The sequence below is a fragment of the Neobacillus niacini NBRC 15566 genome, assembly GCF_001591505.1.
Classification (GTDB): Bacteria; Bacillota; Bacilli; order Bacillales; family Cytobacillaceae; genus Neobacillus; species Neobacillus niacini.
The window spans coordinates 104,239-125,454 of the sequence record NZ_BCVA01000006.1 but is presented as its reverse complement, the minus strand read 5'-3'; the positions used below and the strand labels follow the sequence as shown (position 1 = coordinate 125,454).

Below are 21,216 nucleotides of genomic sequence, written 5' to 3'. Positions count from 1 at the left end.
TTGTTTAAAAATTATTTTAGTAACTTCTCAATATCATTCTCAACTTCAGCAGGTAACGTACTTGGAAAATAGCGTCTAACCACATTACCATTTTGATCAATTAAAAACTTAGTAAAATTCCATTTAATATCGGAACTCTCAAGAATCTCAGGAAAATTGTTACTGAGATGCTGATACAATCTACTGTCAGTATCCAAGTTACTATCCTCTGGTGCCTGCTCACGTAAATACTTGAAAAGTGGATGTGCCTGCTCCCCGTTTACATCAATTTTTTTAAACACAGGAAAACTTACTTCATAGTTAACCGAGCAAAATGCTTGGATTTCCTCATCCGTTCCAGGTTCCTGCCCGCCAAATTGATTACAAGGGAAAGCTAACACGGAGAATCCCTGATCTTTGTATCTTCTATATAATTTCTCTAAACCCTCATATTGCGGGGTTAAACCACATTTACTTGCAGTGTTTACAATTAGTAATACTTTTCCCTTATAGTTCTCTAAACTAATATTTTCATCATTTGAAAGTTCAGCTTGATAAGTATAAATTGACATATTCGTTACCTCCATACCTTTTATCATTTTGATAGCAATCTATGTACTATTCCACAAAGCATGATAGTAACCCTGCAAATTCATAGAAAAAGTATCTACTTTGTGAAAAAAGCAAAATCAAGGGGAAGACTAACTTTTTCAGCTTTATTTTCATTATGATAATTTTTAAGCTTACCTTCATAAACGATTTGAAATTTGGGTGCACGTTGCAAATCATCAGGGGTTATCAGTGACAGTGGTTTATCAAAAGCGATGATGTTAGATTCCTTAAGTAGATAAGCAACAAACTGAGAACAAAAGAAGGCATTTTTTCTCTTTATTGGTTTATTGAACATAACGCCAAATAATCCTAAAAAATTGTAGCGATAATCTTTCTTCTGTGCTTCAAATGGTTTTAAGTAGTGTTTTATTTTTTGAATTTGATCCTCTGTTACTGTCATGGAATAAATGGCACAGTCTGCTTGTTTAAATAAACCTGCCTTCACATCTTCCTTAACAAATCCTCCAATAAACGGGTTCCGTATCGTTTTTCTCCCGAAGCTATAGACCTCGGATAACTGTCTATCAAAAGCAATGGATGCATGATTATATGGTTTTTTCGTATAAAGCTTTATTAATTTTGTTAATAAGGAACCTGTATTCGTTACAAGAATATACACCTGTTTTTCGGTCATGATTTAACCTCCTTAAAAGTCCTCAAGAAACCCTCTATGTCATTACTATACATACAAAAACTTAAGAAAAGTTTTATAGAATCCTTAAGATATTCTTAACTTTCAGGAGAATTCGTTCACTCTTACTAACAAAAAAAATAATCACCTTTCTTGTGAGATAGGTGATTACATTGAATCTAACTTGACTTCCTTTATACGATATAAACCTCTTTCCATTTTCGGACACTATTAATAAACCAGGCTCTAGTTGCTTTTTTCAAATCGGCGTGTGTAAGTGACTTTTCGCGTATTTTTCCAGTATTTATTAATTTGTCACGATAAGTTCCAGCTAGTAAACCGCTGCTTATGGGTGGAGTCCATCGTACACCGTCAATTTCCAGGACAACATTGCCATTTGTAAATTCAGTTAATTCACCATCTTGATTCCAAAGCAGGACATCAAATGCTTCAGCAGGCTTTTGTTTTTGAAACTTTTCGTATATCTCTCTATTAGTGGTTTTATGATACAGAAATGGATTGGTTTTATCGACTGACTCGTCTGCTAGAATGACCTTCAATACTGTATCATGCTGAATGATAGGTTGACCTTCTATTGTGTATTCCCCATCTTTGGAAAAGAATAATCGAACCTTCATCATCCCGTTACCATTTTTATCTCGAAACTCGTTTAAGGATCTTTTTATCCTTTCAACTTCGTTTGGAAACCCAAAATACCGAGATGAATTCTCTAGGCGTTGAAGGTGCTCTTCAAGCAAAAAATAATTCCCATTGTCTAGTAACAAACTCTCTAACAATTGGAATTCCGCTGTTTTTTGCTCTAACAGCTTTGCTTTTGTCAGTATCTCATGGTATTCCCCTTCCGAAGTGGAATCCCATGTTACTCCTCCACCTACGCCATAAACGGCGTTGCCTGTTGAATGGTCTATCAATACTGTTCTAATCGGCACGTTAAAAATTGCTTCTTTACTTGGTGTAATATAACCTATTGCACCGCAGTAAACCTCACGTGGTTCATTCTCTAAGTCTCTTATGATGTTCATCGTGCTAACCTTTGGTGCGCCTGTAATCGATCCGCATGGAAAAATGGCTTTGAAGATATCAACTAAGGTCGTGGTTTCTGATACCTTTGCAGAAATCGTAGACGTCATTTGATGAACGGTTGGGTATTGTTCAATTTCAAATAACTTCTCCACTTCAACCGTCCCTGGTTCAGCAACCATTCCGAGGTCATTTCGCAGCAAATCAACAATCATTAGATTTTCCGCACGATTTTTCTCAGAATGTAGTAACCAATCTGCGTTTTTAGCATCTTCTTCAAATGACGTCCCTCTTTTAATTGTGCCTTTCATCGGACGAGTGGTAATTTTTCCATTATCCAAGTGAAAAAACAACTCTGGTGAAGCAGACAAAATACTATGTTCACCAGTATGGATGTAAGCACAATAATTTGAGCTTTGTGCTTTTTTTAACCTATTATAGTATGCAATACCATCACCGCTAAATTCAGAATGGAGACGGATCGTATAATTTGTTTGGTATGTATTTCCCAACTGGATCGATTTTTTAATAGAGGATATCGCTTGATTATATTCCTCCATTGCAATTGCAGGTTTCCATTGAGATACGGAAAAATCTGCTTCACTGCTAATTTGTTGATATTCTGCATTTGAAAAAATACCAAACCAGAGCAAAGGAAAAGATCCCCCGCTCTTAACGGTAAAGGCTGAATCAAATGCTGGAGCACTTTCATATGACAAAAATCCTGCTGCATAATACCCGTTTTCCACAGCTTCTTGTACAAGTTGAAAGTTCGGTATCACATCTTCCACCTTGTATGCCTCAATCACTCTGACGGGGTGTTGAAACGTTAATGGTTTTATTTTTCCGTTTGAATCGGCAAATTCAAATGCTAAAAGAGGTTCTTTTTGGTTCATACGTTTACCTTTCACCCTTAGGTTTTCTGTTTTTTTAAAAGAAAAGAAACCTCTTTTAGTTTATTTTTCCTTGTTTCTTTCGTCAACTCTTTCAGCTAATTCTCTAGCTAACTCGGTAGCATAGTTTGGTCGGAGTTCCCTTGGTGACAAGGTTTTTTTAGGTGTATGATTTGGTCTTGTGCGTCTCATGTAGCTCATCACAAAATAAATGAAAGAGAAAATGACGACCATGCTGCTTCCAGTTACGAGACCAGCTGTCTGCCCTGGAATAAAAGGCATGCATACTAGAACAATGATTAAGCTTATTAATGCAATCCAAGATGTAATAGGAAACCCCGGCATTTGGCAGATTCCACCCGGCGGGCACCCCTCCCTTTTCCGAAAGCGTATATGACTTGCCATAATGACAGCATAGGTAAAGATGAGTGCGAATCCGCCTGAGGTTATTAAAACAAGATAGGCTCTCGGAAATAACAAACCGAAAAATAACCCAATCAGCATCGACAGACCGGAAAATAAAATACCTTTGTAGGGAACATCGTTTTTGTCCTTAAGCCACTGTGGAGCATGACCTTCATCAGATAGAGAGCGGATCATTCTTCCTAGTCCAAAAATACATGCCAACATAGCTGAGAGAATGGCTGAAATCAATACCAGATTTAGTGCCGTACCTGCCCAGCCAATTCCCCATCGGTTTAATGAAGCAACCATAGGACTGACGTTTTCACTAAGATCAGCCGCAGGTATAAGTGGGAGCAGCACTGCTGCATACAGGATATATAATCCTACCAGCGAAAAAACAGTATAGCGAATCGCTTTCGGAATCGTTTCAGTTGGATTATCGGTCTCAGTTGCAGCTAATCCAATGATTTCAAAGCCTGCGTAGGCAAAAACAACTAAGAGCATGCTTCCGGCGATTCCTCGCACCCCGCCAGGCATGATTGGTTCCCTAGCTAACTCACCAGCCCCAATAGCTGGGGTTCCTGGCAGTAAACCTGCAATTAATACCAATGCTGTTAAGATAAAAAAGATAATCGCAAAAATTTTAACCGCAGATAAGCCACTTGCCAACTTGCCGATTTTATCTGCACCTAATAAATTTAGCAGGGTAACAGCTACTATAATCGATCCACCTAACCAAGCTATTGAAATATTCGGAACCCATTCACGAACTAATAATGAAATGGCTGTTGCTTCACTCGACATCGATAGAACGGTTCCAGTCCAATATAGCCAGCCCACAACAAACCCTGTTCCTTGTCCAAGTTCCCTTGCTGCAAATGTACTAAAGGAGCCTACTGTTGGTGCACCTACCGTCATTTCTGACAAAGCATATAGAATAAGATAGACAAGCCCGCCAGCTAAAACATACGATAGTAAGATAGATGGCCCTGCTGCATTAATTGCCACAGATGATCCTAGAAAAAAAGAACCCCCAATGACGCTCCCTAACGCCATCATCGTAAGCTGCCATGCTGACAATCCTTTTCGTTTACTCTTCATAGCTTGTTCACCCATTTTACAATTTCACCCAATTTCTAACATAATCTAACGTTATTATTTACTTCATTTAGAAAAGGATTCTATGGGATATCTTGCTAGTATTTATAAACTACATTGTTTAGTTGGGTTACTGGTTTTACCTATCGTTTTTGAACAAGCTCTTAATTGACAATAAATTTACAATTTAACAACCGTGTCTTAACAATCCTCCCTTATACTGAATGTAAAGAGTATGAATGTGGGAAGGAGAATGTAGCATGCGTGAGTTCATGTTCAGAATTATCATTTTGATTCCAATTTGTACTTTTATGTAATAAATCCCTTCATTTTAAAACCTACTATGCCTAATAAAACCAGCACAAACCCCATCAATATTATTCCAACGAATTTGGCAGCTGTTCATAAGCTAGTTTCATAATGATGTCCTTGTGTTGCGGGTAAATTTTCATTAATTCTTCCTGTGTAAAAAGTTCAAAGTCCTGAAATTCAAACCCTGGAGAAACCATACATCCAACTAGCGAACAAGTATCCTTCTCCGAAACAGAAGACCCAAATATTGAGTTTTTCTTCACTAAGGCTTGTGGTACTTCACCTGCCTCAAGATCCAACCCTAACTTTATTTCCTTATATTGACCACTTTCATCAATCACGTGGATACTCAAAGAACTCCCCACGTGATAGTACCACAGCTCATCGGATTTAAGTCTGTGAAAATGGGACACATCATTCGATGTTAACAGAAAATAAATACTGGTATAAAGCCTGCGTTTGCCTTCCAAATTCACCGATAATTCCTTATCACTAATTTGTTCTTCTGATTGAAATGTTTCTTTGTAATAACCACCCTCAGGATGTGGTATAAGGCCTAGCTTTGAAACTAAATTATTTAAATCATTAATATGCATGAAGTAATTCCTCCATTTTAAATTTATTTGTACATCTTAATTTCCTTTTGTATACGAAAAGAAAGCTGCCTTAATGGCAGCAATATCTTCAGCAGTGTACCCCATAACTAGGTCACACTTTTTACTCTAACTTTTCATAGGTTTTTAAGCGGCTAAACCAATGAGCCAGTAAATAAAATGAGGTAAGGATTAAGAAAGAATATGTATATGACCAATCTATTTTCTTGTATAAATCGAATTTAGCCAATGCAGGTATACCCACATATGCACCAAGCACTCCGAAAAAGACTGCTTTTAGATAGGGATTAATGTTGGGCTTATATTGCAACAAAAGCATTACAAACACCGGTAAAACAGAAAGTCTGAACGAAAAGTTTATTGTAGCTACTGGAACTACCTTGACAGGATAAGCCCACATTCCAAAACTCACTCCAACTGTATCAAGGATTTCTGATAAAACCATCACCAATAGACCTGCAGAAAATAACCGCGCGGTGCTTTCACGATTTCGGACTATTCCCCAAATCATCCAAGGGACGACTATCATAGCTAATGCGGCCCACCACTGCCAAGTAAATAAAAAGGCATTCATAACGGATTCAACAATTAACTGGTTTGCCTCATTGAGTAGTTTAGTTGCTTTGTCTACTTGTTTTAATCCTTCTTGGTAAGTCATCGACTAACCACCTCATTGCGATTTCATGTCTTGTTAGTTTACACTGCAGCTCCTTCAGCTATTCCCCTGTCAATAGTGTTATCGTACAAACTACCCAAGAATTTAAAACGACAGTGAGAAAAACAATTTTTGCTTACTAAAAAAGGCATTTCCCAAGAAAGTTGCCTTTTTGTTTTCCTATTTTAATACTCTTTTCAATTCTTCAATAAAGCCAAGTACCACTTCTTCTTTTGTTGCCCACGATGTTACAAGGCGTATTGCAGAGGAATCAGCCTCTACTTTTTCCCAGATATGAAAAGCATAGCTGTTTTGAAGCTCGCTGATGACAGCATTCGGCAGAATCGGAAAGATTTGATTAGAAGGTGAGTGGGTCAAAAACTTAATATCAGCTTTTACAAACTCGTCTCTAATCTTACTTGCCATCTGGTTCGCATGTGTGGCCAAATCAAAGAACAAATTATCCTGAAAAAGTTCAAGAAATTGTATGCCCATCAATCTTCCTTTGGCAAGGAGCGCCCCTTTTTGCTTAATATGATAACGAAAATCTTCCTTTAAAGAATCGCGGCAGATTACTAGTGCCTCACCAATCAGAGCTCCATTCTTTGTTCCGCCAATATAAAACGCATCTACGAGTTTAGGGAGATCACTCAACTGCAGGTCATTCTCCTCTGAACATATTGCAGAGCCAAGCCTTGCACCATCCATATATAAAATTAGTTGATTACGTTGGCAAAAGTCATGTAACTCCTGAAGCTCCCTTTTAGAATAAATGGAACCAATCTCAGTAGAGTTCGATATGTAAACTAATTTCGGCTTCACCATGTGCTCATCCGGATGACCGTCAAGGACTCCCTGTAAATCGGATGGTGAAAGTTTTCCATCACTTCCCTCAACAGAAAGTATTTTATGTCCAGTTGCCTCGATGGCACCTGTCTCATGCCCAAGAATATGTCCGCTGCTAACAGCAATTGCCGCTTCATGCGGTCTAAGGAAAGCTGAGATCGCGATCAGATTGGTTTGTGTTCCACCTGATATAAAGTGAATATCTACGTTTTCACTTTCGATTTTTTCCTTTATTAGTTTTATCGCTTCCTTCGAATATCGATCCTCTCCGTACCCCTCATCTTGCTCCAGGTTCGTTTCTAGCAGTGCATTTAGAATCCGAGGGTGTGCCCCTTCGCTGTAATCGTTCTTAAAGCTATACATTTGCTTGCCCCCATTTTAACTTTTTCGATCTACCGTACTATCATACCAAGATTTCTTTTTGTCTACCAAAATAAAGGCAAAAAAAACTAAGCATCACTAACACATCATCTACTCTTTTTGGTATTATTCCCATATCAGTATTTCATTTTAGTTAATTAAGGGAGACCAACGAAGTGGAGATTTATAAAAGAAGAGGGAATTTAATTAAAATGCACCCTGCTCAAATCCTTGTTCTAGGCTTTGGTGCGCTAATATTATTGGGGACTTTTCTATTTATGCTGCCAATTGCTACTTATGAAGAGGGGCGTGGACTAAGCTTTATTGATGCTTTATTTGAAGCAACCTCAGCCGTTTGTGTAACCGGTTTGGCTGTGGTCGATACGGGAACAACCTTTACCTTGTTTGGAGAGATCGTTCTCCTCTGCTTGATTCAGGTTGGCGGCTGGGGGTTTATGACCACAGGAATATTTATGTTCATTATCTTAGGTAAAAAAATTGGATTAAAGGAACGCTTATTGCTGCAAGATTCACTAAATGTGTTTTCACTTGCAGGTGTTGTCACTTTAGTTAAGCGAATTATTTTTATTACATTTATTGTTGAGATGCTGGGGGCAACTGCTTTAGCGATTCGCTGGTCATTTGAAATGCCGATTGAGAAAGCCATTTATTATGGAATTTTCCATTCGATTTCTGCATTTAATAATGCTGGTTTTGGGCTTGAACCGGATAATTTAAGTAAATGGGCTGGTGACCCTACAGTAAACATCGCTATCACTTCCCTTTTTATTACTGGGGGCATTGGTTTTACCGTAATACTTGATTTATGGTCCAAGAAATCTTTTCGTAAACTATCTTTGCATTCCAAAGTTGCGTTACTCATGTCACTTTTTTTAAATATTATAGGATTTCTGATCATCCTGATTTCCGAGTATAACAATTCAGCTACGATTGGAAGCCTAGCGTTTGAAGATAAACTTTGGGCTTCCTATTTTCAAGGAGTCGTAACTAGGACCGCTGGTTTTAATACGATTGATATTGGTGCCATGAATCTTTCCTCTCTTGTTTTTATGATGGCACTGATGTTTATTGGTGCATCTCCAGGATCAACTGGTGGTGGAATTAAAGTAACCACTTTCGCTATTATTATATTAGCTTTTTGGACAGTAGTGACAAATCGGGACAATGTCAACCTTTTTAAAAGAAGAATTCCATGGGAATTGGTTAATAAATCTTTATCGATTGTTGTGGCAGCTATATTTTTTATCTTTCTAATCTTCTTTTTACTAACTTTTACTGAAAAAGCAGATATGAGTAAACTTCTTTTTGAAACTATTTCAGCCTTTGGAACAGTCGGATTGTCAGCAAATTTCACACCAGAACTTTCTCCATTCGGAAGGGTTTTGATTACGATTATGATGTTTATAGGAAGACTTGGACCATTAACTATGGCATTTGCTTTATTGAATCCTAAAAAAGAAGCAAAGGTAAAATATGCAGAAGAAAAAATATTAATTGGGTAATTTAAAACACACCGTTTATGATTTAAACGGTGTGTTTTAAATTTTTATAAGTTTTCCAAGATTTCTTTAATTTTTTTCAAGTCCTTCATGTTGGCTTTCTTCATCATGAAAGACATAAACGGCGTTATTATTTTTGAAAAGCCCATTGGATTTCCTTTATTTCTTAAAATCATTCGTGTTTGATTATCGCTAATAGCTTTCCATGTATAAGTAGTCTCCATTGGGAAAGGCCCTTGGGAGGTCTGCATCACTAACTTCTTTCCTGGAACAAACTCTACAATTTCATACACATAGGCAAGTTCTCTCCCTAGAAACTTCGCCTTAAAAGCAATTTGAGAACCAATCGAAAGTGGTTTAGGAGATCTCCACTCTGCTGAATGAATATTTACATACCATTCTGGTGCATGATCGGGGTTCGAGGCATACTCTGAAACTTGTGAAATAGGACGATTAATATTTATTTCTGTGATTACATCTACCATAGTGAATCTACTCCACTTTATTTTCTACATAATTTTTAAGTAAGGTTCCAAGAAGATATTCCCACCCTTTCGTGTGTTCTTGTTCCCATTGTTCTTGGATTACTCCTGATGCAGTATGTGAAAGTTGAAGAACAGTTCCTCCTTCTCTCTCCTGTAGCCGATAGGTATAAGCACTATTCACCGCCCCTTGCATACCAAGGTGTCCGAATAGACGAATTTCTTCAGGAGCGTTTACAAAATAAACATTACCCCAGATGGCTCCGTCATTTTCACCCCATTTTTCAATAAATTGGCCTCCTGGTACGGGTTCAAATGTAAAGTGAGAAGGTACGCCTTTAGGTGCTATTCGAAATTCCCACCAATCTTCCACCTTTTCTGTTAATGCTTTAAAAACTTCTTCCCTCGATGCGTTAATAAATATCTCCTGCTCAATACGAAATTCACTCATTTTTTCTTTTCCTCCTAATAGTTCTACTGCTGAACGTAACTTTAATAGAGAATTGGCCGTTGGCTGCATATATTTACCTACCCAGCGGTTATGCATCTCTTGAAGTGGTACTGCATTAAGAAAGTTCCGTTTATATTTGCCTTCACGACGAACCACTACCAAATTCCCTTCTTCTAAAATCTTTAAATGTTTCATTATGGCATACCTAGTTACTTCTGGGAAAAATTCGTCTAATTCTCCGGTTGTTTTAGGAGATTCTTTAAGGATATCAAGAATTTCCCTGCGGATTGGATGCCCTAGTGCTTTGAATACGCTAGAGAGTTCTTCACTCATTACATCGTCCTTTCAGTATCGATTACAAAACACGTGACTAAAAAGTCACATTTAAATCAAGTGACCAAATAGTAACATGTTTTTCCTTATTACGTCAAGACCAGAGATTTAATCCTTTTAAATTTGCGATAGATCAAAATAAACAACAAAACCCCGTCTATACAAGACGGGGTTTTGTTCATTCAATTATTTTTTTCAACTTAGTTCATCTTTACCTTAAAAAGGTTCAAATTTATGCAATAAATCCTTTACCAATTAAATTAATGTGAGCTTTTTGTCTAAGTAGTCTAATCTTCTGATTTTTGGTTAATCTTCTCCAGATCCTTACTTTGAAATACATAAAAAGCCCTCCCAACTATGATTGGAGCCCCTCCAAATACTTCTACACATTTCTACTTTTTTATCTATTGAACACGAATTTTAATTTTATTGTAGGTATGTTTTTATTCTATCAAACAATTTGTTGATTGAAAATTTAAAAAGGTCGACCAATTCTAACGTAAAACTACAAATTTCACCGTTAATTTCACAGTAACTATATTAAACAATAGAATATTACTAGAAATTCTTCCATTCATGTCGAAATGTATTTTGAATATTATGAAAATATATGTCAATATTGTGAACTTTAAATGAAGAAAAAAAGCCCTTCAGTTGTGTAACTGCGGGCTTATCTCACACTGATACTTGTTATATAAAAGGAAAATCTGTCCATCCGTGCTGAGTTATACTAAATTTCTATTCATTTTTCGAGGTTACCGGCACCCAAATTTCGCTCCGTAAAATGGAGAAGTTACTTCTTTATGTTCGTTTCACAACATTTCTGGACCAACTGCTAGTTGATAGTTCGAGGACGGATACCATTCTGAGTAAATACGCCCCCATACATTCTGCAGCGTATTAGGAAATGGTCCAACCGCTTCAAATACTGCCCAAGTTAAGGCAGGTACTTCCAGTTTCGAGTAAACCCTCAGGGCATTCCTTAGTGGTTGCCACTCCAATATGATGATCTAGCTTCCCCTTTTTCCTCCATTCGTCCTTCTGAAAAGTTAACAGGCTAAGCCGCAGGTACATTTATTTTTTCCAAAAAACAGCGAATATGCCGAAGGAAATTCCTGATTTACTCGTTGTACCTCTTTTGCAAACTCCTCCTCGGTTTTCGGGACGGAAGCTAGAGAATTCGCCTTATCCTGGGTTTCAATGTTCGCTCCAGGCGGTACAAAGCTGTTTGGTTTCAGCTCGACTCCATTGGTAACCACCGCTCCAGATGAAATAAAGCTTCCATCCCCAATGATGGCGTTATATACGATTGCTTTAAAGCCAACGAATACCTCGTTTTCTATTCGGCACGGACCATGGACCAAAGCACCGTGCGCAACAGAAACTTGATTTCCAATGTATATGGAATACTTTATATTGTCTTTCTCAAAATATTTATTTTTTAAGCCATGAAGGATCACACCGTCTTGAAGATTACTATTGCTTCCAATATAAAAAGGAGTTCCTTCATCAGCCCTGATACTGACGAATGGTCCAATGTAGGTATTATTTTGAATGGTTACATCACCGACAACATACGTAAAAGGACTTAAAAATGCTTGATTATGAATAACTGGAAACCGAGGATACGGATTTACCGAAGTTGGCGGATTATAGCCGACATAGTAACTATAGAGATTAAAAGGTCCATTTTGATATCCCTGTTGATTCCACAATCTTATCTCTCCTTTCATTTTGAAGTCGTTAATATGTATGTTGATAATGGTGACATATGAATTAATTTATTTACTATTTATCACCAAGAAGACGGCAACATAGTTGCTGCCCTCTCCTTAGCGATATGAATTGTCCCGTTTCTACTAACTCTCTCCATTTATCCGTGATAAACCAAGGTTGCATGGTCCGTTTTTCTAAATGTTAAGAACCAAGGTACGCCTAATGGTCCGCTATTTAAAAATGGTGGTACGATTTCTACAAACTCTTTTGTATCAATGTCGTACACTCGTACAGACCCTGTAAATTGACCGTTAGGTTCCCCAGTTTCATTATCAATAGGACCATTAATTGGAACATATAGGTTTCCATTTGGTCCGAACAAGATAGCTGCTGCAAAGGCGCGTGCTTGTCCTACTGCATATAAGTCTATTTGGTCGATAAGCTGTCCCATTTGGTTGAAGATTAATATTTTGTCGTTATCGTTCGCGTCTCTACGAAAACTTGTGACGTAAAGATTTCCGTCAGGACCCCAAACTAAACCTTCAGGACGATGAAGATTGTTTTCTTCGCTGGAAGTGATAAATTCTCCAAGGTATTCCCCTGTTACCGGATTAAAACGCAGAACCCAGCCGTCTAGCCCATTAAAAATATTGACGACAGAGACATACAGTAAGCCATCATGCGGACCGATGACTACACCACGAGGAAAGAACGGTGCAAAGAATTCAGGGTGCAAAAGGTTGCGTTGAAATTCGCCAGTACTTCCGTTGTATTCCCTTAACTCGCCTGGCTGATTGTTAATGTCGAGAAAGTCTGCCACAAATAGTGAGTTATTGTTCGAGAGGATAATCCCACGGGGGGCAAATGAAGCAGTAAAACCAACAGAACTGACGAGTTCACCTAAAAACGCACCCGTTTGACCATTGTATTTTAAGATATTCCCAGGTTCATTAACATCAGTTTCAACGTTTTGATTCGAAACAAGTAAATTCCCTTCCGGATTGAATAAAAGTCCACGTGGACCGTTTAGACCGCCGCTGCCTGATGGGACAAATACACCGAGGAACTCCCCAGTCAACGCATCGAATCTCTTAATCGTGTTATCCAAGCCATCACCAATAAAAAGATACTCTCTTCTTAATCCCATAAAAATCCCTCCTTTCTAGTAAAAATATGAGTGAAAATATTTCACTCTATATAGTCTATGGAGATGAGTACATTATTGAATGGGACAAACTACTTGATAAAATAGCATATTTTAATAGAAATAAAATAAAAAGTGAGAATCGCAGACAACTTATAACGCTAATAGCGAAAGATCACACCACCCAACAAATATACAAAACAACTGCATAAATGGGGTATTTATGTATAAATGGTGCCTGTCACCAAACAGTTTCACCACAACAGCTGTCACCACAACAGCCAGAGTCCTATTCGGACTCTGGCTGTTGTGGTTTTGTTTCTCCATCTTTGGTTTGTTGTTGGTTGGTTTTGAAGATGTCTTTTGATAAGGCGTTTAGTTTGTTTACGAATCGGTTGAATCCAAATCCTACGAAGAAGGCGAAGCTTATTTGTGCATATGGGGTATCTTCGAAGTCGACGAATTCGATTAGTAAGATACCACTTTGGATTAAGGTGACTGCTACGATGGCAGTACCTGTTGCGAATATTGGGTAAAAAATGTACATAATCCATTCCCTATAGTCGTTTAATTCATCTTTCATGTAATGAGAACAAAACATATATAAATGTCGCAGCGAGCCTCCAATAGCCCCAGCGAAGAAGTAATATAAAAAGATTTTAATGTCATTAATAAATGGCAATGATTCATCAAGTGCTCCCGTCCATACAATCCCTATTGCTATGAAGCTCCCAAAAAACAACAAAGAAAGATATAGTAAAATACCGGCTTTTAACCAATTATTCACCCAAATCACCCCGCTTGTGTTATTCCATCCTATGTGAAAACGCCTAAGGGCGTGACTCTATAGATTTTTATGAGCGAATGATTGCTATGTTAAAAATTCTACAGAACAAAAAAACTGACGTATGTAACACGTCAGCCTTCTATTTATCATCAATATGTCGGAAAAAATTCCGTGAACCAAAATGATCGGAGAGTTTACTTCCCTTCCACCACTTCTTTAAATATTTCATAAGAACGTTTTTGTTTTTCTGGATCATAAATATACGAAACTGCCATGATTTCATCAACCGCATAGTAATCTTGGAAGCTTGTCAGCTGCTCTCGGATGGTTTCTTTGCTTCCGATTAACGTTACACTGGACATAGACTTTGCCATTTCCTCTTCCATTGGAGTCCAAATTCCATCCATGCTTTCCACAGGTGGCTGCAATGGGTTTCGTGAACCACGGACAACGTTTAGGAAAAACTGATGCATGGTGGTTTGTAAGGTTTTAGCCTCTTGGTCCGTTTCCGCTCCTATGACATTCAAACATACCATCATAAATGGTTTGTCAAGGTACTCAGATGGCTGGAAACGCTCGCGATAAATTTTAATTGCCTCTCCCATGAATTTTGGTGCAAAATGTGAAGCAAATACATAAGGCAGGCCCAAGCTTGCCGCTAAATAAGCCGAATCTGTGGATGATCCGAGAATATAAATTGGAACATTGGTTTCTACACCTGGATAGGCTTTTACATAACCTTGGTGATCTTCTGGTCCAAAATAAGTAAGCAAAGCCTGTACATCTTCAGGAAAAGTATAAACCGAATCATTTTTTGAGCGGCGCAACGCGTTCGCGGTCATCATATCTGTTCCAGGAGCGCGGCCAAGTCCCAGTTCTACTCGATTCGGATAGATGGTTGCCATGGTGCCGAATTGTTCTGCTACGACAAGCGGCGAATGGTTTGGCAGCATAATTCCACCAGATCCTACCTTGATGGTTTTGGTATGCTCTAATGTATGTTTAATTAGGATTGCTGTAGCTGAACTAACAAGTGTTGGAGAGTTATGGTGTTCGGCAATCCAGTAGCGTTCGTAGCCCATTGCCTCAGTTGCTTGGGCTAGATCAACCATTTCCTCAATTGCTTGTTGCGAAGTTCGTCCTTCGCGAATTGGAGCTAGATTTAAAACGGATACAGGTATATTAAATGTTCCCATTATTTATTATTCGTCCTCTCTTTGTAAAGGTATGTTTCTATAGTAACAATAGAAGTAAAAGAAACAAACTCATTTGCTTTCCTTGCTAATGCTAAAATTTTCCTGTGCTTCTTCCAATAAAATAATTCGCGTTGATGAATTCAGACACATCATTTGACCTGATTTCTATAAGCTCGTTTGGCTTTATAGGTCCTTTCAAAGTATCGCCTATTCTACCATTTTGGAATATCCTACCATAAATATCTCCGACTTCTAATTGTCTTCTCTATGTAATTTAACTGTAATACTATTCTATTTTTTCAATTCATAGTAATAGAGTTAAATACATTAAACCAACTTGGAGGACTAAAATAATGAAAAAACTATTCACTTTATTAACTCTTGCCGCTTCACTTCTATTCGCAACCCCCGCATTTGCTTATACGGTTAAACCTGGAGACACAATGTCAAAAATTTCAAGAGAGCATCATATTACCCTTCAGGAATTAGCTGATGAGAATCCTCAAATTTCCAATTTAAATCTCATTTACCCTGGTCAGGAGATCAATACAGATAAAACAATTAAGTCTATTGCACCAAAAACGGTAGAACCTGTGAACGTAAACCTATCAAACGAAGAAATAGATTTGCTTGCACGTTTAGTTAGAGCAGAGGCACAAACAGAGTCTTTAGAGGGAAAGATTGCCGTCGCATGTGTAGTTCTTAACAGAGTCGAAAGTCCTCAATTTCCAAACAGCATAAAAGAGGTCATCTATGCCCCTGGTCAATTTCAACCAGTACAAAATGGTGAAATCAACAAACCGGCTGATGAAGAATCTATTCAAGCTGTTAACGCGGCCCTTTCTCATCAAAGGCAATTAGTTCAGGGGGCATTATTTTTCTACAATCCTGCTATTGCAACCAGCCGTTGGCTTGATTCAAGATCCACCACACATGTAATTGGACAACATGTATTTAAAATGTAATCACATCTTAAATAAACAGAGAAAAAGCACTGCTGCTACAGTACTTTTTCTCTTCTAACATTAAATCGATAACAATTTCTCCACCGACACAGTATTTCTTACATTATGAATAAAATTGGATTATTCGTATACTACAGCCTACAAACTGCATAATAAGTTTGAGGAGCTGATAAAATGACGAATGAGACAGTTATTGAGGAATTAAATACCTTATTAAGAGGTACGTATATGGGGATTCGCTCGTTTGAACACTATATCCAAAAGACTGAAAATAATGAATTAAAAAGTGTCTTTCAAGCTATGCAGCAAGAGGTTAAACTGAATGCTCAAAAACTTGCGGAGCGGATTCAAAACCTTGGCGGTGTTCCAGCTGACGATGAAGGCTTCTCTGGATCGATGCATAGTTTCATGCACAAAGCCATGCTTCCGAATGACACAAAGGAAATGATAGAAGACGCTGTGGAAGGATTAGCTCAATATGGTGTTGAATATTCTGAAGAACTTGTCAGGGGTGACCTTGACCCAGAGAGCAGGCTGCTTGCTGAAGAAGTTATTGACACAAGTCGTAGACAAGTCCAACAACTGCAACATTTACTTCACTAGTATAGAAAATTGACGTGTGTCATCCACACGTCAATTCTTCTAGCTTTATTAGTAGATCTAGTAATCCTAAAACCATATCCTTTTATAATAATCATATTCAAATAAATCCATGTTTTCATCAATATCTCTTTTTGGGGCACACTCTTCGCAAGGTTCTTCTGACTTGTTATGTTCACATTGTTCTACTAAAAGTTCCATGGTTTGTTCCCCTCCCCTAGTTCTTACTATTATTATAATGTAAACGATTACATTTGTCTTCTAATAATTTCTGGAAAATAAAATAATAGTAGAGTAGGGGGTTCACTTTTTAGGGCAGGCCCCCCCTTTTTATTCGGTCACTTTATAGTAATCCTGTGAATGATAGCTTCTAAATCCACATGATTCGTAAAGCCCCAAGGCATGGGCATTTTTAGCCTCCACCTCTAAAAATATCTCGAATCCATTTTCGTCCTGCATTTTTACGACTTTGGATAGGGCTTTTCTGCCGATTCCCTTCCCTTGCAGTTCAGGAAACACAGAAAATCCATATATCCAAGACTCACCATTCATTTCAGACAGTCGCATTTTCCCAGCAATTCTGCCTTCCGCCTCAATAATTAGTCTTTTGTCAGTATCAAGGTCTTTGGTTTCTTGTTTATACTGTCGTGCTTCCTTTTCATTTAACCCAAAGCATTGAACATCAAGCTGGATTTCCGCCTCAAAATCTTCTTCTGAAATAGAAGGTCTTACCGTAACGGTAGGATCATCAAGTAAATCCGATGATTTTTCCCATTTCATTTGATACTCTATCATTGCTAACGTGCATGGTACGTTCTTTAAAAATTCCTTTGCTGATTGAGATTCAGTTGGAGCATTTAATAAAATGGTCCTAGCCTCGCGTTTCTTTGCTTCCTCAAATGCTTCTTTAAGAAGCTTTGAAAAGATTCCTCTTCTGCGGTAATCCGGGTGTACCATTCCGCAAATTTCTACCTTATTACCGAAATAATAGCTCCCAAGGAATCCAACAAGCATCCCATCTTCATAATGGAAAAAGTCTTCCTTACGCTTTTCTGACCTGCTTTCTAGCATATCAAAATTAAGCTTTAACTGAAGCTTTCCTTCTTTTTCACAAAGTTCCTGAAGCGTCTTTATATTTTTCAATTCTTCTTTTGTTAGCATATTTCTACTCCTTTACATTCTAGCTTCATTCAAATTATTTAATTCCCTTTTGTAAATAAGTAACCCAAGGATGTCCTTGTGGGAATTGTTGCAGTAAAGAGCTTGAGAGCCATTCTTTTTCTTGTGATGTTAGGATCGGAAGCATGGTTTGAAGATCATCAAAATCCCTACCACGAATCTTTGATGAACCTCCCTTATACAGAAGCTGGATTTCTGGACTTAAATAAGGAATTCCGTCATATGTTCTTACGATTAATTCGTTCACAGGCTTTTTGATGGACTTTTCTCTTCGATAAATCCAATTCTCGTCTTCAGTATCTACTAACATGATTTGAAAAGCCCAAGATGAGTTATGACTTTTACTAACCCAAACATCAGTTGTGTGTGCTAAGTACTCTCCCTCATTCCAGGGCAAAAGTACTCCACCTTCTGCTTTAAGTACTTTCCATTCCCTGCTTAAAAGCTGGAAGGCAGCTTGATGTTGGTCTCGAAGAATGATTACATCGATATCACTATGTTCCCTGCTCTTTTTACCTAAATGTATATCTAATGCCCAGCCCCCTGCCAAACACCAGGTAATAGGAATTTCAGAAAAAAGGCTTACGATGTTAGAAACATTTAATGGCTTCCAATTCTTAAAATCTGTTCGCATTCCTAACCACCCTAGTTAACTGCGATTTCTATTAATCTTTAATCAAACCATTCTGGTTTGCTGAGGATTAATTCCATTTATCATTATAATTGTTTTATTCTAAATAATGAAACAAAAAAAGTAACTCTGGACGGAGAAAGTCTTATTAATAAAATTCCATATGCTTTTTCTCTTGTTTATAATAATTTAATCTGTCCTGCAATGTACCTGTATGGAATTCAAATTTATGGCCATCTGGATCAGTAAGGTAAATGGATTTTTTATCCTTACTATCTCTTAATCGGCCAGTTAAAATGTTGACTCCTAATGTCTCTAATTTTTTATACATGATTTCAAAATCCTCTTCCTCAATTGAAAACGCAATATGGGTATAGGATTGGCTAATTTCATTACGTGGTATATCTTTTTCAACATTTAACGCGAGCCACATTCCCTTTAAATCAAAATAGGCTGTGCTTCTCCCCTTAACTAACAACTTTGCCTCAAACACATTTTGATAAAACTCTATTGATTTTTCTAAGTCACTTACAGAAAATAAAAAATGATTAATACCTTTTATCATCTCTTTCCCCCTTAATTACCCCATATAAAAAAGGATAGATTTGGAATCTACCCTCCCTTACTAATTTACTTTTCCTGTTTATTATTTTCAATACCTTCTTTTTTCCCTTTGGTTAATGTTCTACGGTCACTTGCTTTCGGTGGTTCTTCCATCCAGCCATTTTCAATCATAAGATTAACACCGTCTTCCGCAAATCGAACGAGTTCTGTGGTCATGGCCATATATTTTTCTGCAATATCCGCTCTGGATGTTACACTTAAAGCGGCACCATAAAAGGAAATGGCAATCTGGGACGATAGTTGGACTTGATACATCATCCACTTATCTGAAAAAGGTGAAGTTGTCGAGTCGGTAATATGGGATTGCCAGGATACAGGACAATTGAGCATTTCCTCACGAAATATTTTATCAAATGCAGTAATATGTTTAGTGGAAATTTCCATGCCCCTTTGAATGTATTGGCGAACCTTCTTTGAAGCAGCCACTTGACTAAAACCAACTTTTAATGCTATATGCATATGCATTTTATTCATATTAAAGGTAATATCGCCTATTTCAATTCCCGTTAACGGTCGACGTTCCCCAAACCAGCCCGTTAAAAAACTTTGATGTTTAATAAAGTCAATATTTTCTGGCGGGGTCAGGACAGGCGGTCGTGAGAATAACCCTTTGGTGAGCAGAGCGTCGATGATTTTTTCAAATAACGCCATCGTTTCCGTATTACAGGTAATAAAATATTGACGCAGATCAGCACGAATAGAAGTACTCACAGAAAGAGCATAACCAGTTAGCCCTTGGAGCGTCATTATGTACATATAGTATAAATAGAAAGGATCTTGGAAAAGTCGTGGTGCATGGATATTTACATCCTCCTCCGTAAAACCCTTTGGAAGCGGATAATTTTCTTCCTTAAAAAACTCCTTCACTTTTTCAACATGTCTTTCTGATAGCTCAAGGGATGTTTTATATATCTCAATAATATCTTCGTCTTCTAAGTGTTCAAGAGCGTATTGTATAAAACAAATCGACATGGTTTCAAACATAAATTGCGTCCATAAACTTGAAATCTCTGGAGCCGTCAAAGCTATTCGGTTTGGTTCCATCTAATTCATCCTTTACTTTTAAAAAGTCTTATTTAGATGCCAATTCATCACGGTCAATGGCTTTTGGAGGCTGTTCCATCCATCCATGTTCAATCAAAATATTTGCTCCGTCCTCGACAAATAAAGAAACCTCAGAAAGTGCCTTCATATACATCAAACCAATATCTCTTCTACCATTTACGGCCATGGAATTGGCAAATGAACGAATTTTAATCGCAAACATATCTACTTTATGGAATACCATGATTCGATCCGAAAAAGGCGAAAAGGTAGACGCAGTAACTAAATGGTCGATTTGGGATGGAAACGGTAGATTTTCCTTATGAAGTTTATCCTGGAATGTCTGGACTTCCCGGTCGGTAATCGCTTTTCCTCTTATAAGGAATTGTCTCACTTTCTCCTTTTTTGCTACTTGGCTAAAACCAATTAATAAGGCTTTACTCGTAATATTGTTTTCTATATTATCATATAGATGAGTAATTTCTAATGCATGTAATTGTCGTACATCGCCAAAAAAGCCATTTAAATAGTTTTCTTTCCTAATAAAGTCTACTTTTTTAGGCACTGGAATGGTTGGCGGCCTCATGATATATCCTTTTTCTATTAAAACATTGTTAATCTGACCCAACAGGATGGTGGTCGTTGAATTACAATGGATGAAAAATTCTCTTACATCCTCTCTCATCACCAACGGAATGGCAATCGCGTATAAACTTAATCCCGCTTTGGCAGCATATTTCAAATAATGCACATAAAATTGGTCTTCGAATAAACGAGGGGCACCGAGATTTACGTCATCTTGAGTAAATCCTACAGGTATTGGAAAGTTTTCTCTTTTTAAAAACTTCTCAATCGTCGTCATAAAGTCAACAGTGAGAGCAAGACCATTTTCTATCAGTGTTTTAATATCCTCGTCTTCCACATTCTTTAGAAAATACAACAAGATCTTGTGAGACATACTATTCCCTACATAGGTAGCCCAAAGCTTACCCATTTCGACAGCAGTAAATGGGTTTTCGGGTGCTAATTTATCTGCTCTAATATTAATTGGTTTCATTAAATCCATGTTTAATCCCCTTAACCTAATTTTTCCTTTAG

At 37.6% G+C, this 21,216-nt stretch carries 22 protein-coding genes and 1 pseudogene; 3 read left to right on the top strand and 20 right to left on the bottom strand.

Annotated elements, in window-relative coordinates; translation table 11 throughout:
• Positions 1-11: 11 nt before the first annotated feature.
• From BANA01_RS07855 to BANA01_RS07825, 7 genes are all read right to left on the bottom strand, one after another.
• The gene (locus BANA01_RS07855) at positions 12-551 is read right to left on the bottom strand and encodes a glutathione peroxidase (protein WP_034676578.1); all 540 of its coding nucleotides are present in this window, start codon (positions 549-551) and stop codon (positions 12-14) included.
• Positions 552-646: 95 nt separating this feature from the next.
• A complete protein-coding gene (locus BANA01_RS07850) occupies positions 647-1,225 on the bottom strand; it encodes a hypothetical protein (RefSeq protein ID WP_034676576.1) in 579 nt (192 codons plus the stop codon).
• A 191-nt stretch (positions 1,226-1,416) separates the two neighbouring features.
• Positions 1,417-3,159 (bottom strand): aminodeoxychorismate synthase component I, encoded by a 1,743-nt coding sequence (gene pabB, locus BANA01_RS07845; RefSeq protein WP_034676625.1) that lies wholly within the window; start codon positions 3,157-3,159, stop codon positions 1,417-1,419.
• 60 nt (positions 3,160-3,219) lie between these two features.
• Positions 3,220-4,662, bottom strand: a complete 1,443-nt coding sequence (locus BANA01_RS07840) for an amino acid permease (RefSeq protein ID WP_034676623.1) — start codon at positions 4,660-4,662, stop codon at positions 3,220-3,222.
• Positions 4,663-5,036: 374 nt separating this feature from the next.
• A complete protein-coding gene (locus tag BANA01_RS07835) occupies positions 5,037-5,567 on the bottom strand; it encodes a cupin domain-containing protein (protein WP_034676574.1) in 531 nt (176 codons plus the stop codon).
• A 121-nt stretch (positions 5,568-5,688) separates the two neighbouring features.
• Complete coding sequence (locus tag BANA01_RS07830) at positions 5,689-6,243, bottom strand: CBO0543 family protein (RefSeq protein WP_034676572.1); 555 nt, start codon at positions 6,241-6,243, stop codon at positions 5,689-5,691.
• A 177-nt stretch (positions 6,244-6,420) separates the two neighbouring features.
• Positions 6,421-7,449, bottom strand: a complete 1,029-nt coding sequence (locus BANA01_RS07825; protein WP_034676570.1) for a threonine aldolase family protein — start codon at positions 7,447-7,449, stop codon at positions 6,421-6,423.
• Between the two features lie 209 nt (positions 7,450-7,658).
• Between BANA01_RS07825 and BANA01_RS07820 the strand changes: the two genes are divergently transcribed.
• Positions 7,659-8,969: a TrkH family potassium uptake protein gene (locus BANA01_RS07820; protein WP_174524408.1), complete on the top strand. Its 1,311-nt coding sequence runs from the start codon at positions 7,659-7,661 to the stop codon at positions 8,967-8,969.
• 44 nt (positions 8,970-9,013) lie between these two features.
• Here the strand turns inward: BANA01_RS07820 and BANA01_RS07815 are convergent, their stop codons facing one another.
• The 7 genes and pseudogenes from BANA01_RS07815 to BANA01_RS07785 form a co-directional block, all read right to left on the bottom strand.
• Positions 9,014-9,451 (bottom strand): SRPBCC family protein, encoded by a 438-nt coding sequence (locus BANA01_RS07815; RefSeq protein ID WP_034676586.1) that lies wholly within the window; start codon positions 9,449-9,451, stop codon positions 9,014-9,016.
• A gap of 7 nt (positions 9,452-9,458) precedes the next feature.
• Entirely contained in the window at positions 9,459-10,232 is a 774-nt protein-coding gene (locus BANA01_RS07810) for a helix-turn-helix domain-containing protein (RefSeq protein ID WP_063252470.1), read from the bottom strand.
• 738 nt (positions 10,233-10,970) lie between these two features.
• Positions 10,971-11,283: pseudogene (locus tag BANA01_RS07805) on the bottom strand (GyrI-like domain-containing protein); the annotation flags it as partial.
• The gene (locus tag BANA01_RS07800) at positions 11,282-11,947 is read right to left on the bottom strand and encodes an LbetaH domain-containing protein (RefSeq protein WP_235847081.1); all 666 of its coding nucleotides are present in this window, start codon (positions 11,945-11,947) and stop codon (positions 11,282-11,284) included. The pseudogene BANA01_RS07805 and the gene BANA01_RS07800, both read right to left, overlap by 2 nt.
• Before the next feature lie 158 nt (positions 11,948-12,105).
• Entirely contained in the window at positions 12,106-13,095 is a 990-nt protein-coding gene (locus tag BANA01_RS07795; protein WP_034676597.1) for an NHL repeat-containing protein, read from the bottom strand.
• 286 nt (positions 13,096-13,381) lie between these two features.
• Positions 13,382-13,879, bottom strand: coding sequence for a hypothetical protein (locus BANA01_RS07790; RefSeq protein WP_034676595.1), 498 nt, complete (start codon positions 13,877-13,879; stop codon positions 13,382-13,384).
• 194 nt (positions 13,880-14,073) lie between these two features.
• Positions 14,074-15,075 (bottom strand): LLM class flavin-dependent oxidoreductase, encoded by a 1,002-nt coding sequence (locus tag BANA01_RS07785; protein ID WP_034676592.1) that lies wholly within the window; start codon positions 15,073-15,075, stop codon positions 14,074-14,076.
• Between the two features lie 353 nt (positions 15,076-15,428).
• On the opposite strand from BANA01_RS07785, the gene BANA01_RS07780 reads away from it, so the two are divergent.
• Positions 15,429-16,040, top strand: coding sequence for a cell wall hydrolase (locus BANA01_RS07780; RefSeq protein WP_034676590.1), 612 nt, complete (start codon positions 15,429-15,431; stop codon positions 16,038-16,040).
• Between the two features lie 174 nt (positions 16,041-16,214).
• Positions 16,215-16,643 carry a DUF2383 domain-containing protein gene (locus BANA01_RS07775; RefSeq protein ID WP_063252466.1) on the top strand — a complete coding sequence of 143 codons (429 nt, stop codon included), beginning with the start codon at positions 16,215-16,217 and terminating at the stop codon, positions 16,641-16,643.
• A gap of 66 nt (positions 16,644-16,709) precedes the next feature.
• On the opposite strand, the gene BANA01_RS30530 is transcribed toward BANA01_RS07775, so the two are convergent.
• From BANA01_RS30530 to BANA01_RS07750, 6 genes are all read right to left on the bottom strand, one after another.
• The gene (locus BANA01_RS30530) at positions 16,710-16,841 is read right to left on the bottom strand and encodes a hypothetical protein (RefSeq protein WP_268875058.1); all 132 of its coding nucleotides are present in this window, start codon (positions 16,839-16,841) and stop codon (positions 16,710-16,712) included.
• 129 nt (positions 16,842-16,970) lie between these two features.
• Entirely contained in the window at positions 16,971-17,801 is an 831-nt protein-coding gene (locus tag BANA01_RS07770; RefSeq protein ID WP_034676528.1) for a GNAT family N-acetyltransferase, read from the bottom strand.
• 34 nt (positions 17,802-17,835) lie between these two features.
• Positions 17,836-18,453 (bottom strand): nucleotidyltransferase domain-containing protein, encoded by a 618-nt coding sequence (locus tag BANA01_RS07765; RefSeq protein WP_034676526.1) that lies wholly within the window; start codon positions 18,451-18,453, stop codon positions 17,836-17,838.
• Between the two features lie 145 nt (positions 18,454-18,598).
• Positions 18,599-19,015, bottom strand: coding sequence for a FosM family fosfomycin resistance protein (gene fosM, locus BANA01_RS07760; RefSeq protein ID WP_063252465.1), 417 nt, complete (start codon positions 19,013-19,015; stop codon positions 18,599-18,601).
• A 65-nt stretch (positions 19,016-19,080) separates the two neighbouring features.
• Positions 19,081-20,118: a DUF3231 family protein gene (locus BANA01_RS07755; RefSeq protein WP_052106428.1), complete on the bottom strand. Its 1,038-nt coding sequence runs from the start codon at positions 20,116-20,118 to the stop codon at positions 19,081-19,083.
• Positions 20,119-20,146: 28 nt separating this feature from the next.
• Positions 20,147-21,184, bottom strand: a complete 1,038-nt coding sequence (locus BANA01_RS07750) for a DUF3231 family protein (RefSeq protein ID WP_063252463.1) — start codon at positions 21,182-21,184, stop codon at positions 20,147-20,149.
• Between the last annotated feature and the right edge of the window lie 32 nt (positions 21,185-21,216).